The 13,367-nt window shown below is 60.7% G+C and carries 12 protein-coding genes; 1 reads left to right on the plus strand and 11 read right to left on the minus strand.

Going from position 1 to position 13,367, the window contains the following annotated elements; genetic code table 11:
- Positions 1-123: 123 nt before the first annotated feature.
- Positions 124-2,859: an aconitate hydratase AcnA gene (gene acnA / locus ACWF8S_RS14460; RefSeq protein ID WP_447554084.1), complete on the plus strand. Its 2,736-nt coding sequence runs from the start codon at positions 124-126 to the stop codon at positions 2,857-2,859.
- Positions 2,860-2,961: 102 nt separating this feature from the next.
- On the opposite strand, the gene ACWF8S_RS14465 is transcribed toward acnA, so the two are convergent.
- From ACWF8S_RS14465 to fkpB, 11 genes are all read right to left on the minus strand, one after another.
- Complete coding sequence (locus tag ACWF8S_RS14465; protein ID WP_447554086.1) at positions 2,962-4,638, minus strand: NAD-dependent malic enzyme; 1,677 nt, start codon at positions 4,636-4,638, stop codon at positions 2,962-2,964.
- Between the two features lie 165 nt (positions 4,639-4,803).
- Positions 4,804-6,030: a YeeE/YedE family protein gene (locus ACWF8S_RS14470; RefSeq protein WP_447554087.1), complete on the minus strand. Its 1,227-nt coding sequence runs from the start codon at positions 6,028-6,030 to the stop codon at positions 4,804-4,806.
- A gap of 90 nt (positions 6,031-6,120) precedes the next feature.
- Entirely contained in the window at positions 6,121-7,146 is a 1,026-nt protein-coding gene (locus tag ACWF8S_RS14475; protein ID WP_447554089.1) for an AI-2E family transporter, read from the minus strand.
- A gap of 137 nt (positions 7,147-7,283) precedes the next feature.
- Positions 7,284-8,699 (minus strand): Na+/H+ antiporter NhaC family protein, encoded by a 1,416-nt coding sequence (locus tag ACWF8S_RS14480; RefSeq protein WP_447554090.1) that lies wholly within the window; start codon positions 8,697-8,699, stop codon positions 7,284-7,286.
- A gap of 157 nt (positions 8,700-8,856) precedes the next feature.
- Positions 8,857-9,876 (minus strand): tryptophan--tRNA ligase, encoded by a 1,020-nt coding sequence (locus tag ACWF8S_RS14485; protein WP_447554091.1) that lies wholly within the window; start codon positions 9,874-9,876, stop codon positions 8,857-8,859.
- A gap of 50 nt (positions 9,877-9,926) precedes the next feature.
- Positions 9,927-10,460: a PilX N-terminal domain-containing pilus assembly protein gene (locus tag ACWF8S_RS14490; protein ID WP_447554092.1), complete on the minus strand. Its 534-nt coding sequence runs from the start codon at positions 10,458-10,460 to the stop codon at positions 9,927-9,929.
- A complete protein-coding gene (locus ACWF8S_RS14495; RefSeq protein WP_447554093.1) occupies positions 10,411-10,881 on the minus strand; it encodes a PilW family protein in 471 nt (156 codons plus the stop codon). The genes ACWF8S_RS14490 and ACWF8S_RS14495 overlap by 50 nt, the downstream gene beginning before the upstream one ends.
- A gap of 8 nt (positions 10,882-10,889) precedes the next feature.
- The gene (pilV, locus tag ACWF8S_RS14500; protein ID WP_447554095.1) at positions 10,890-11,288 is read right to left on the minus strand and encodes a type IV pilus modification protein PilV; all 399 of its coding nucleotides are present in this window, start codon (positions 11,286-11,288) and stop codon (positions 10,890-10,892) included.
- A complete protein-coding gene (locus tag ACWF8S_RS14505) occupies positions 11,285-11,686 on the minus strand; it encodes a type IV pilin protein (RefSeq protein WP_447554096.1) in 402 nt (133 codons plus the stop codon). Before ACWF8S_RS14505 ends, pilV begins: the two co-directional genes overlap by 4 nt.
- A gap of 62 nt (positions 11,687-11,748) precedes the next feature.
- Positions 11,749-12,744 carry a 4-hydroxy-3-methylbut-2-enyl diphosphate reductase gene (ispH, locus tag ACWF8S_RS14510; RefSeq protein ID WP_447554097.1) on the minus strand — a complete coding sequence of 332 codons (996 nt, stop codon included), beginning with the start codon at positions 12,742-12,744 and terminating at the stop codon, positions 11,749-11,751.
- Between the two features lie 176 nt (positions 12,745-12,920).
- Positions 12,921-13,364, minus strand: a complete 444-nt coding sequence (gene fkpB, locus ACWF8S_RS14515) for an FKBP-type peptidyl-prolyl cis-trans isomerase (protein WP_447554099.1) — start codon at positions 13,362-13,364, stop codon at positions 12,921-12,923.
- Positions 13,365-13,367: the final 3 nt, after the last annotated feature.

The following is a 13,367-nucleotide window of genomic DNA, read 5'->3' on the forward strand; positions in this document are numbered from 1 at the left end:
GTAAGGTACGTTTAAGCAAGATACGTTTTAAAAAGGTACGCTTTAGCAAGGTACGCTCTAGAAACACAAGACCGTGGCACTGCAATCAACACGTCAATGCCAAGCCATTGAGAGGAGCATGGAATGAGCAACATCCCCGATACGCTTAATACCCTGGAGGTAGGGAGTAAATCCTACGCTTACTACAGCCTGCCCAAGGCGGCCGACGCGTTAGGCAACATCGACCGGCTGCCCAAGACACTCAAGATCCTGCTGGAGAACCAGCTGCGCTTCGCCGACGACGAGAGCGTCGAGAAAGACGATATGCAGGCGCTGGTGGATTGGCAGAAAGAGGGTAAATCGAGCCGTGAGATCGGCTATCGCCCCGCCCGGGTATTGATGCAGGATTTCACCGGTGTGCCGGGCGTGGTGGATCTGGCCTCCATGCGCGCAGCGGTCGAGAAGCTTGGCGAAGACCCGGCCCGTATCAATCCGCTCTCTCCGGTAGACCTGGTGATCGACCACTCGGTCATGGTGGACGAGTTTGGCCACGCCACCGCGTTTGATGAAAACGTCGAAATCGAAATGCAGCGCAACCGCGAGCGCTACGAATTTCTGCGCTGGGGTCAGCAGGCATTCGACAACTTCAGCGTGGTACCGCCGGGCACGGGAATCTGTCACCAGGTCAATCTGGAATACCTGGGCCGTACGGTATGGAGCAAGAAAGAGGACGATCACACCTACGTCTATCCGGATACCCTGGTAGGTACCGACTCGCACACCACTATGATCAACGGTCTGGGCGTACTGGGCTGGGGGGTCGGCGGTATCGAAGCCGAGGCCGCCATGCTCGGCCAGCCGGTGTCGATGCTGATTCCCGAGGTCATCGGCTTCAAGCTCGAAGGCAAGCTTCAGGAAGGCATCACCGCGACCGACCTGGTGCTGACCGTCACCGAGATGCTGCGTAAAAAAGGCGTCGTGGGCAAGTTCGTCGAGTTCTACGGCGACGGCCTGAAGGATCTGCCGCTGGCCGACCGGGCCACCATTGCCAACATGGCCCCCGAGTACGGCGCAACCTGCGGCTTTTTCCCGGTCGATGACGAAACCCTGAACTACATGCGCCTGACCGGGCGTGAAGACGATCATATCGAGCTGGTGAAAGCCTACAGCCAGGCCCAGGGTCTGTGGCGTGAACCCGGCGACGAGCCGGTCTTCAGCGACACACTGGGGCTGGACATGGGGACCGTCGAGGCGAGTCTTGCCGGGCCCAAGCGTCCGCAGGATCGGGTATCGCTGAAGAACCTGCCCGACGCCTTCGCCAAGGTGATGGAGGACGACGGCAAGTCTCAGCCTTCCACCGAAACCGGCAAGCTTTCCTCGGAAGGCGGCCAGACTGCCGTGGGCATCGAGCGAAGCTTCGAGCACAACGACAGCCAGGACGTTTCCTACAACGGTCAGAGCTTTCGTCTCAACCCGGGCGCTGTAGTGATTGCCGCAATCACTTCGTGCACCAACACCTCCAACCCCAGTGTCATGATGGCCGCGGGGCTTCTGGCTCGCAAGGCGCGGGAAAAGGGTCTGGAAACCAAGCCCTGGGTCAAGACCTCCCTGGCCCCCGGCTCCAAGGTCGTCACCGACTACCTGGCTGCGGCTGATCTGAACGAGGATCTGGACGCGCTGGGCTTCAACCTGGTGGGCTATGGTTGCACCACCTGTATCGGCAACTCCGGCCCGTTGCCGGAAGAGATCGAAAAGGCCATCAATACCGGCGATCTGGCCGTTGCCTCGGTGCTTTCGGGTAACCGTAACTTCGAAGGTCGGGTTCACCCGCTGGTGAAAACCAACTGGCTCGCCTCGCCGCCCCTGGTGGTCGCCTATGCGCTGGCCGGCAATGTGCAGAGCAACCTGACCACGGAGCCGCTGGGCGATGACCCGGATGGCAACCCGGTCTACCTGAAGGATATCTGGCCGTCACAGGCGGAAATCGCCGAAGCGGTGGAGAAGGTGAACACCGAGATGTTCCGCAAGGAGTACGGCGCGGTGTTCGAAGGCGATGAGACCTGGAAAGCGATCAACGTTCCTGACAGCAAGGTGTACGAGTGGCCGGAATCCACCTACATTCAGCATCCGCCTTTCTTTGAAGGCATGGGCCGTGAGCCCGATGCCATCGAGGACGTGCACGACGCGCGCGTTCTGGCCATGCTGGGTGACTCGGTGACCACCGACCATATCTCGCCGGCCGGCTCCATCAAGCCGGACAGCCCCGCCGGGCGCTACCTGCAGGAGCACGGCGTAAAGCCGGTGGATTTCAACTCCTACGGCTCGCGGCGCGGTAACCACGAAGTCATGATGCGTGGTACGTTCGCCAACGTGCGTATTCAAAACGAAATGCTCGACGGCGTGGTCGGCGGTGAAACCCGTCACGTGCCCAGCGGTGAGCAGATGTCGATCTATGACGCGGCCATGAAGTACCAGGAGGAAGGCAAACCGCTGGTGGTCATCGCGGGCAAGGAGTACGGCACGGGTTCCAGCCGTGACTGGGCGGCCAAAGGCACGCGCCTTCTAGGGGTTCGCGCGGTACTGGCGGAGTCCTACGAGCGTATTCACCGGTCCAACCTGATTGGCATGGGCGTGGTGCCGCTTCAGTTCCCTGAAGGCGAGAGCCGCAAGACCCTGGGCTTGACCGGGGACGAAGAGGTGTCGATCAGCGGGCTCAGCGATTTAAGCCCGGGGGCCGACGTCAAGGTCATCATCAAAAATGGTGACGGTGAGCGCACCCTTCAGGCGAAATGCCGGATTGATACCATCAACGAGCTGGCTTACTACCGTCACGGTGGTATCCTTCACTACGTGCTGCGCAAAATGATCGGCGCAGCTTAAGTAATACACCAATGCTTGCACACCCCCACCTCGGTGGGGGTTTTTTTTGATTAAAAAAACGCCGCTGACCGGGCAGCGGCGCTGGATACTAGATACAGATGCTTAAACGGCGCGACGACGGTAGTCGCGGTAATCCGGCTCCCAGCTCGCGCTTTCGATATCCTGGCGCAGCTGCGTACCGCTGGTGGTCAGTGCCACGCCGTTATGCTGTGCGGTCGCCGCCACTTCGAAGGCAATCGACTGGCTGATTTCGCGAATTTTCGAAAGCGGTGGCAAAAGCGCCCCTCTGCCCTCTTTCACCAATGGCGCTTCCCGGGCCAGGGCGCGCGAGGCGCTCATCAGCATTTCGTCGGTCACCCGGTGCGCCTTGGCCGCCACGACACCGAGCCCGATCCCGGGGAAAATGTAGGCATTGTTGCACTGGGCAATCGCATAGGTGCGCCCGTTGTACACCACCGGGGCGAAGGGGCTGCCGGTGGCCACCAGGGCCTGGCCGTCAGTCCAGCGAATCACGTCTTCCGGTACCGCCTCTGCCTGCGAGGTCGGGTTGGAAAGCGGCATGATCACCGGATGCTCGCAGCCGGCGTGCATGGTGCGTACCACCTGCTCGGTGAAGATGCCACGCTGCCCGCACACCCCGATCAGAACAGAAGGCTTGACCCGAGCGATGGTCTCCTCCAGGCCCTGACCGTTCCAGTCGGCCACCAGGCCGGGATCGTGGGCCAGGCGGCGCTGGAAATCGCGCTGCCAGGTTTGATCCGTGGTCATCAAGCCCTCGCGGTCGATGACGTAGATACGCTCGCGTGCCTCCCGCTCGGAAAGCCCTTCAGCCTGCATGGCTACGACCACCTGCTCGGCGATGCCGCACCCGGCAGACCCCCCGCCCACAAACATCACGCGCTGCTGGGCGATGGTCTCTTCCCGGGCCTGGCAGGCGGCCATGAGCGTGCCGACCACCACCGACGCAGTCCCCTGGACGTCATCGTTGAAGCAGCAAAGCTCGTTACGATAGCGCTCGAGTAGCGGCACGGCGTTGGCCTGGGCGAAATCCTCGAACTGGAGCAGAACATTGGGCCAGCGGCGCTTGAGCGCGGCGATAAATTCCGCCATGAACGCGTCATATTCTTCCTGGCCGACCCGTTCGTGGCGCCAGCCCATGTACATGGGGTCGTCCAGAAGCGCCTGGTTGTTGGTGCCCACGTCGATCATGATGGGCAGCGTATGGGCTGGACTGATACCGCCGCAGGCGGTATACAGAGCGAGCTTGCCGATGGGAATGCCCATGCCGCCGATGCCCTGATCGCCCAGGCCCAGAATGCGCTCACCGTCAGTGACCACGATGACCTTCACATTATCCTTGGTGGCGCTTCTCAGAATGTCGTCCATGTGCTCGCGGTCCGGGTAGCTGATGAAAAGCCCCCGGTGGTTACGATAGATGTTGGAGAACTCCTGACACGCCTGACCGACGGTGGGCGTATAGATGATCGGCAGCATCTCTTCCAGATGCTCCGATACCAGTCGAAAATAGAGCGTTTCGTTATCGTCCTGAATAGCGCGCAGGTAGATATGGCGGTCCAGGTCGCTGTAGCACTGCTGGTACTGACGGTAGCTTCGCTCGAGCTGGTCTTCGATGGTCTCGACCTTCTGAGGTAAAAGACCGATCAAGTTGAACGCGAGTCGCTCTTTCTGAGTAAACGCACTGCCTTTGTTCAATAGCGGCATTTCAAGCAAGGAAGGACCGGCGTAAGGAATGTATAAGGGGCGTTTGCTTTGAGTCATGGGGCTCTCTTCTCGTTCATTACTGCAGCGCAGCAATATCAAGCGTTTACGGTTATAACGGCATAATGTACCACGCTACTACGACAAAGGTGGCACGCGCACCCGCTTTGGGCAAAAAAATGCCCCGCTTTTTTCACGAGGCATTTGACATCAACCATTTACCGATTATGCGGTCTTGGCCTTCGGCTTGCGCCCTTCCACTCCCTCGAAGAACAACGGCCTCAGCTTGACGCCCAGCATGTTCCCGCCAAAGGCGGCCGCTATCCATACCCAGCCGTGCAGACTGCCCGAGGCAATGCCGCTGAAGTAGGCGCCGATGTTGCAGCCAAACGCCAATCGCGCGCCGTACCCCAGCATCAACCCACCGATAATCGCCGCCAGCACCGAACGAAGGGGAATGCGGAAGTTGGGCGCAAAGCGCCCGGCCAGATGAGCAGCGGCAAGCGCCCCCAGCATGATGCCGATATTCATCACGGTGGTGATATCCGAGAAGATACTGGATTCGAGCGCCGCCGCATTGGATTCCGACTGCCAGTACCCCCACTGGGTAACATCGCCCCCGATGAAGTCAAAGACCTTCGCACCCCAGAGGGCAAAGGCCGAGGTAATTCCCCAGGGGCGCCCGGCCAGCGCCAGGGTGGCGAAGTTCAACAGCGCCAGTGCCACGGCGCCGGCAATCAGAGGCCAGGGGCCTTCCAGCCAGCGCGCACTGCCCGGTTTTGCCACGTGCGGCGTCTTTTCCAGCTGGCCATGGCGGCGCTTCTCCATCACCACGGTCAACGCGGCAATAGTGGCAAAAATCACCAGGCTGATCGCAATACCCACGGTCGGGCCTGCCACATCCACCAACGAGACGGGCGCAAACGCCGGCAGACTCTGCCACCAGGCGAAATGCGCGGTACCGATGACCGAGCCCACGATGAAGAACAGCAGTGTAATCAGCATACGTGCATTGCCGCCGCCGGCGGTGAACAGCGTACCCGAGGCGCACCCACCGCCCAGCTGCATCCCCAGCCCGAAAATGAACGCGCCGACCACTACCGACACGCCAATGGGCGAGACAAAGCCCGATACCGGGTTGCCAAACAGAGTGCCGGCGCCGAGTGCCGGGAAAAACAGCACCACGGCGATGGCGAGCATGACCATCTGCGCGCGCAGCCCCCGCCCCCGGCGCTCGGTAATGAACGCCCGCCAGGCCGCGGTGAAGCCGAACGCGGCGTGATAGAGCACCACGCCGAATAGTCCGCCGATGATCATCAACATGCCGGTGTTGGCGCTGAAGAACACACTGATCAGCAGCGCACCAAAAATGATCGCCGCCATGGCCGCCAGCGGTACACGGTACTTGCTGATGGATTTGTCAGCCTCCATCGAGGCAGGAGTTGTCGACATAGCGCACCTTGGTTTCTTTGAAATAAAGGTATCAATCATGGCAAGACGCTATCCGCGGACTTTATCACCGCTTTCCAGGACAGCGCCTGCCTATTCGCCTTGCGGCTCGTCGTCTGGCTCGCGCTGAACATAAAGCTCATTGATCAACACAAAGCCGATGACGGTGAGCGGCGCGGCCAACAGCACCCCGGACACGCCAAAGAGCGTACTGGCGGCAAACAGCGAAAACAGCAGCATCGCCGGTGGCAGGCTGACCGCCCGCTGCTGTACCAGAGGCTGAAGCACGTTGCCCTCGATCTGCTGAATGATCACGTAGGCGATCAGTGCGAACAGCGCCGTCTGGGGACTGACCGTATAGGCCAGCAAAAGTGCCGGAATGGCGGCGATCAAAGGACCGACCAGCGGCACGAAATCCAGGATTCCGGCGATCAGCCCCAGCCCCAGCGGTGCGGGCACGCCCAACAACCACATGCTCACCCCCACCAGAATACCGGTGACCGCCATGGCGACCAGTTGCCCCCCGAGCCAAAAGCGCAGCGCCTTACCGCTTTCATCCAGCGCGTTTGCCAGCTTGTCGCGGCTTTTAATCGGCGCCAGCAACAAAAGTCCCTGGCGGTACACACCGGGCTGGGCCGCAAAATAGATCATTCCCACGATCAACGCGAAGAAATTCACCAGGCTTCCGCCCATGGACACCACGACCATACCGAACTGGGCGATGCCGTTTTCAAACATGGTGCCTGCTCGTTCGCCGGCGTTATCCATCAGCGGTTCGAGCGGCGAGCCCTGAAGGCGCTCCTGCAACTGCTCCCAGGCATCGGGTAAAAGCGAGGTCAGCGCCTCGAGCTCCGAGGCCACCTGGGAGCCAAAGGCAAAGCTGATACCCGCCAACAGCAACGCCAATCCCACCACCACGATCAATAGCGCCAACCAGCGCGGCATGCCTCGCTTGAGCAGCGGTGTCATGCAGGTTTGCAGAATGCACGCCCCCACTACCGCTCCGAAGATCAACAGCAAAAGCCCGACGAGCTTCCAGAGCACCAGCGCCACGACCCCCAGCGCCAGCACGATCATCGCTTTCGTTGTAAACGTTTGATGGCGGTACGTCGATTGCATTCAATAATCCCTTTGTGGATGCCAACCCATGAATAAGCGCAGGGACGGTTCAGCGCGGCACACTCCTTCAGGTGCCGGACTCAAGCGCCCATTCTCACAGCCAGGGCGTAGTTTAACGCAGCCTTGATACATCGCGCCTAGCGCGCGTCCGTCTTTTTATGGCCCAGCCCGATACCGGTGACGACATAAAAAAGCGAAAACACGATAGCGCCGTAGCAAAGAATCGCATAAACGAAGAAATCCGCTGTGGCGACCCCGAGCGTAGCGGCGGTAAAGGCCCCGGTCACGCCCCAGGGTACCAGCGGGGAAAGCGTGGTACCGGTATCTTCGAGTATTCTGGACAGGTTCTTGGTGGGTGTGCCGCTATTGGCCACCAAAGGACGCAGTAGCGGCCCCAAAAGCGCAAACGTGACGTAGTAACTCCCGGTGAGCAAGAACGCCAGGCTATGCAAGCCCATCGCACTGCCCAGTACCTGCCGACGACCCGCCTGGCGCTTGTTCAGGAACGCAATCGCCGCATCCAGCGTACCGGCACTCTTGAAAGGGGCGCCCAGCACGGCGGCCGCGATCAGGACCGCCACCGTGGACATCATGCTCTGAAGCCCCCCGCGGGAGAGCATGCTATCGACCATTTCATTCCCTGTACTGGCGCTATACCCACCGTTCATGGCCTGGCCAATCTCGCCAGTCCCGGCCCCCTGAAGCAGGGCGGCGATCAGCGCACCGCTGACGATCCCCACGGCAAACGAAGGCAACACCGGCTTTTTCAAGAGAATGCAGACAAACACCATCACCGGCGGCAATAAGGTGATGACATTCGTACTGAATACCCGGTTGAGCGTGTCGATCAGCGCGGCGGTTTCAGGGGCGTTGGCCTGATCCGCACTGATACTGCTGCCCAGCCACGCATACACCACAAGCGCAATCAGGTACGCCGGCAGCGTGGAATAGAGCATGTGGCGAATGTGAGTCACGATATTGACCTCGCACACGGCGGAGGCCATCACGGTGGTATCGGAAAGCGGTGAGAGCTTGTCGCCGAAGAACGTACCCGTGACGATGGCTCCCGCCGCCCAGGCAAGCGGTATATCCAACCCGGCCGCCACGCCCATCAGTGCCACCCCGATGGTGCTTAACGTGCCCCAGGAGGTGCCGGCCATGACCGACATCAGCGAGCACGACAGACACGCCACCACCAAAAACAGCGCCGGCGACAGCAGCTCGAGCCCCAGCGTGACCATGGCGGGAATCGTCCCGGAGAGCATCCACACCCCCACCATCATGCCCACACAGATGAGGATCAGGATGGGAATCAGCATGGCCTGAATGCCCTGGAGCAGATCCTCCTCCAGCCGCGCCCAGGGAATGCCCCACAAGAGGCACAGCGAAATCGCCAGGCTCCCCGCCACGATGAGCGCCACGGCAGTGGGGATCCCTAGCCACATGATAGCGCCAAGCAGACTTCCCACGGCCACTATCAACAAAACGAGATGATGAGTACCGCTTAATGCAGCGCCAGACTCTGGCGCTGAGGTGGGACGAGACATTGTCATTCCTCGCTAACACGTTGTGGTTTTTGTGAGATCCAGACAGCACTTTACACAAAAGCCCTTCCCCGTCTAAGCGGAAGGGCTTTTTATTCACACGATAAAATTCGAGGGCCGGTACCGAACACCCTTTTCACACCCGGGGAACGAGCCGTTCGGACGTTTAAATAAAGCGGCCCAATCCCATGGCTGAGCGCAGCCGTTCGATGCTGCGCTTCGCCTCTTCCCGGGCGCGCTCGGCGCCTTTTTGAAGCACCGCCTCGATATGGCCCGGATCCTCCATCAGCGCATTGTAGCGCTCGCGCGGCTCGCTCAGGTGTGCGTTCAGGTAGTCGAATACCTGGTTTTTGGCATCCCCCCAGCCAATGCCCGCCGCGTACTGCTCGCGAAGCAAAGCGGTTTCCTCGCTGGAGGCAAACGCCGCGTAAATCTGAAATAGCGTGCAGGTATCCGGATCTTTCGGCTCGCCCGGCTCCAGGGAGTTGGTCTTGATCTTGCGAACGAGCTTTTGAAGCTTTTTCTCCGGGGCGAACAAGGGGATGGTGTTGTCGTAGCTTTTCGACATCTTGCGCCCGTCCAGGCCCTTCAACACCTCGGACTTTTCATCCACCACCGCCTCGGGCTGCACGAAGTAGTTGCCCTTGTACAGATGATTGAAGCGCCCGGCGATATCTCGGGCCATCTCGATATGCTGAATCTGGTCGCGGCCCACCGGCACCTTGTTGGCGTTGAACATCAAAATGTCCGCCGCCATCAGCACCGGGTAGCCAAAGAGCCCCATGGTCACACCTTTATCGGCATCCTGATTGCCCGCGGCCTCGTTGTCCGCCACCGCCGCCTTATAGGCGTGAGCGCGGTTCATCAGGCCCTTGGCGCACACGCAGGAGAGCATCCACGTAAGCTCCGGAATTTCCGGGATATCCGATTGGCGATAGAAAATCGCGTTGTCGGTATCGAGCCCCAGCGCCAGCCACGTGGCCGCGATCTCCAGGCGCGACTGCTGCACCCGCTTCGGGTCCTGGCACTTGATCAGCGCATGGTAGTCGGCCATGAAGTAGAACGACTGCACGTTCGGGTCCTGGCTGGCCTCGATGGCCGGCTTGATGGCCCCCACGTAGTTACCCAGATGGGGGGTGCCGGAGGTGGTAATCCCGGTCAGCACACGGGTCTTGGCATTGCTCATGGTGTGATGGATCCAGCGTTTGAAAATCGAAAAGATAGGGGATTGTACACTCAATCCCATAAAATCGTCGCCCCGTGTTGGGACTCACCGCCTTGACCAGCTTGCACCCGCACAAACACCGGTTCGCTGTGCGCGGCAAGCAACGCGTCTTGATCGCCCTTTGTGTAAACCACGCCCAGGGCCATCACCCAAGGCTCTTCCTGACGAATAACGGGAAGATAAAGACAGGAACGCTGTGGACAATGATGGACAGCACCGGACTGGCCGGCGGCGCCAAACCAGTGAAGTTGCCGGTTCGCTTCCAGCGTGGGGGCGTCCTTCCAGTCTAGCGTATCGAATACTCTCAGCGCATGGGCAGCGGCACTCTCTGCACGCATCTGAGCCTTGAGGGCAGCGTGGTAGTTGGCCGCCAGACGTTGATCCACCAGCGCCGACTGGACACCGACGATACCCAGCATCAGGGCGCTGGCCAGCACCACCATCACCACTACCAGGGCAGCCCCTTGCTGGCGGGGCCGGCCGTGGAAGCAAGGATCACTGCATCGGGTCATCAGGGTGCAAGGCATCTTGACGCGGCGTGACATGAAAGGCGACCTCCCGGCCCTTGGGACCTAACGGCAGCGATACCCGAAGCGTCCCTTCGCGACTGGTCTCACCTAACGGCTCATCGCGAAAACACGCCCCCTCCCCGCGCTTGTCAAACGAGACCAGCGGCTGGGCGACGGCCATATCCTGCACCGTACAGCGGCACTCGCCGGGGTAACCGTTGCAGCTCAGATGAAAAAGCGCCTCACCCTGGTCGTCGAAGGCGCCCTGGCGCCGAAGTCGGCTGGCAAGCGTGGTGGCAGTGTATACCAGTGCCTCCTGTTGACGGCCCAGCCGGTCTACTTGATCGAAGGTGCGAAAACTGGAAAGCAGAAGCTGCCCTGCGCCGATGACCAGCAGGCTGCCCAGGGCCAGCGCGACCAGAAGCTCGGTGAGTGTGAAGCCTCGTTGCCTGCCCATGACACCCCTTATAGTCTTGACGGTAGCTGAAACCGGTACACCTCGCTTTCCCGAGACGCATGTGCGGCGTGCGTGACGGTGATAACGAACCCGCATCCTTGGCGCTTTATATCGCCGAAGGCCTTACCTTCCCCCAGCACCGCCTCGCTTTCATGAAACCAATGGCGTTGCCAGGCGCGCTCTACCTGCGAAAGAGCCAGATCGGCGCAGTGCGGGCTTGCCTGATACGCCGCCCACAGCCGCTCCTGGGCGTCCAGGGCGGCCACACTGGCCAACGTCTTTTGGTAACCGTCGCTGGCGCTGTGTACCGCCTTGAGCTGCATGGCGGCCATGCCGATAAGGCCGATGGACAAGATGACCAGCGCGACCAGCGCCTCCACCAGGGAGAAGCCGCGCTGGATGCTCACCAGCAGGCCTCGGGGTTGCGCTCGCCGAGTGCATTGAGGGTGAGCGCCGCATGGCAGCCATCATCGCGAGAGGTCCGCGCTGAAAGTAAAAAGCCGCCCTCGGCTTCGTTTGGCTCGAACTCCAGCGCGTAGTGGCCATCCGGCGAGGTTTGGGTAATGGCGCAGCCGTTCTCGAAACTGTAGTTGCGCGCGTAGCAGCGCTCGAGTTCGGCGGCGGCGTTCAAAAGGCCGGCCTTGGCATCGGTGCGCATCGCGCTTTCGGTGTAGCGCTGGTAGCTGGGGTAGGCAATGCCCGCCATCAGGCCGATGATCGCCACGACGATGAGCATTTCAATGAGAGTGAAGCCGCGCTGGCGCGTTGACTCGGCGCCGGCGCGGGGGGCAAAGCGGTTAGTCACGGGGTACGCCTCGTTTTAGTTAGCCCATACCCGAAGTATGGCGAAAACGCGTACCGATTGCATTAGCTGCTTGCGATGACCTGCTCGCGAAGCTCCTTGGGCATGGAGAAAGTGATGTTCTCCTCGCGACCGGCAAGTTCGGTGGGATCGGTCGCGCCCAGAGATTTGAGCTTGTCGATCACCCCTTTTACCAGCACCTCCGGTGCACTGGCCCCGGCAGTCACGCCGATACGCGAGACGTTGTCGAGCCAGGTGCTTTCGATCTGATCGGCGTTATCGACCAGATAGGCGGGGGTGCCGATACGTTCGGAGAGTTCCCGCAGGCGATTGGAGTTGGAGCTGTTGGGGCTACCCACTACCAGAATGAGATCGTTCTGGGCGGCCAGGTCGCGCACGGCGTCCTGACGGTTCTGGGTCGCGTAGCAGATGTCGTTCTTGCGCGGACCCTGAATCTCGGGAAACTTATCGCGCAGCGCATCGATCACCTTGGCGGTATCGTCCATGGAGAGCGTGGTCTGGGTGACAAACGAAAGTGTGGCTGGGTTTTCGACCTGCAGCCTGGCGACGTCCTCTTCATCCTCCACCAGGTAGATGCGCCCGCCAAAGGAGGTGTCGTAGCGGCCCATGGTGCCCTCGACCTCCGGGTGGCCTTCGTGACCGATCAGAATGCACTCCTGACCGCGTTTGGCGTAGCGCAGCACTTCCATGTGCACCTTGGTCACCAGCGGACAGGTGGCATCGAACACCTTGAGGCCACGGCGGTCGGCGTGCTCCTGCACGGCCTGAGAGACACCATGGGCCGAAAAGATCACGATGACGTCGTCCGGCACCTCGTCGAGCTCTTCGACGAACACCGCGCCGCGCTCACGAAGCGAATCCACGACGAAGCGGTTGTGGACCACTTCATGACGGACATAAACCGGCGGGCCGAAGACGTCCAGGGCGCGATTGACGATGTCGATGGCGCGATCTACCCCGGCGCAAAAGCCGCGGGGGTTGGCCAGTTGAATCGTGATCGGCTGCGCCGGTGCTGAAGCCTCGGTTTGGGGTGCGTGCATAATAGCGCCTTGATGCGTGAGCGCATCGCTAGTGAATAAAAGCCCGGGTGCTTTACAAGACAGCATGTCGCCCGGCGGGTTCTATGAAAACGCTCTATGAAAACGTTCCATGACACCGTTCCATTAACGCCGCAAACGGTGTCAGTTTCATAACAGGTCGGGCGCGCGGCAACGTCTCAGTGCGTGGTCATCGGCTTGACGTCGAGCACCTCGACCTCGAAGGTCAGTGTACGCCCCGCCAGCGGATGATTGAAATCCACCTCGACCCGGTCGCCGTCGATGGTCTTGACCACGCCGGGAAGCTCGGTGCCCGCCTTGTCGGCAAAGGACATCACCATGCCGATTTCCGGCTCTTCGTCGCCGAAGTCCGCGCGCTTGAGCGTTTGAATGTTTTGCTCGTTGTGCTGGCCGAAGGCGTGCTCCGGGGTGATATCGAACGTGCCCTGCTGGCCCGGCGCCAATCCCTTGATGGGGTACTCGAAACCCGGCGGCAGGTTGCCGTCGCCAAAGGTGAAACTCGCCGGCGCTTTCTCTTTGGTCGAGTCCACCACCGTACCGTCTTCGAGTTTCAGGGTGAAATGCAGGGTAATGTCCATACCCTCGTCGATGACATAGTCCATACG

Source organism: Vreelandella xerophytica, from assembly GCF_968048975.1.

What these genes read in the sequence shown, in the direction of transcription:
- ispH (WP_447554097.1), bottom strand. Translation starts at nt 12,744, where the DNA reads ATGCACGCACCCCAAACCGAGGCTTCAGCACCGGCGCAGCCGATCACG.
- ACWF8S_RS14465 (WP_447554086.1), bottom strand. Translation starts at nt 4,638, where the DNA reads ATGACTCAAAGCAAACGCCCCTTATACATTCCTTACGCCGGTCCTTCC.
- acnA (WP_447554084.1), top strand. Translation starts at nt 124, where the DNA reads ATGAGCAACATCCCCGATACGCTTAATACCCTGGAGGTAGGGAGTAAA.
- ACWF8S_RS14485 (WP_447554091.1), bottom strand. Translation starts at nt 9,876, where the DNA reads ATGAGCAATGCCAAGACCCGTGTGCTGACCGGGATTACCACCTCCGGC.
- ACWF8S_RS14470 (WP_447554087.1), bottom strand. Translation starts at nt 6,030, where the DNA reads ATGTCGACAACTCCTGCCTCGATGGAGGCTGACAAATCCATCAGCAAG.
- ACWF8S_RS14490 (WP_447554092.1), bottom strand. Translation starts at nt 10,460, where the DNA reads ATGTCACGCCGCGTCAAGATGCCTTGCACCCTGATGACCCGATGCAGT.
- ACWF8S_RS14495 (WP_447554093.1), bottom strand. Translation starts at nt 10,881, where the DNA reads ATGGGCAGGCAACGAGGCTTCACACTCACCGAGCTTCTGGTCGCGCTG.
- ACWF8S_RS14475 (WP_447554089.1), bottom strand. Translation starts at nt 7,146, where the DNA reads ATGCAATCGACGTACCGCCATCAAACGTTTACAACGAAAGCGATGATC.
- fkpB (WP_447554099.1), bottom strand. Translation starts at nt 13,364, where the DNA reads ATGGACTATGTCATCGACGAGGGTATGGACATTACCCTGCATTTCACC.
- ACWF8S_RS14480 (WP_447554090.1), bottom strand. Translation starts at nt 8,699, where the DNA reads ATGACAATGTCTCGTCCCACCTCAGCGCCAGAGTCTGGCGCTGCATTA.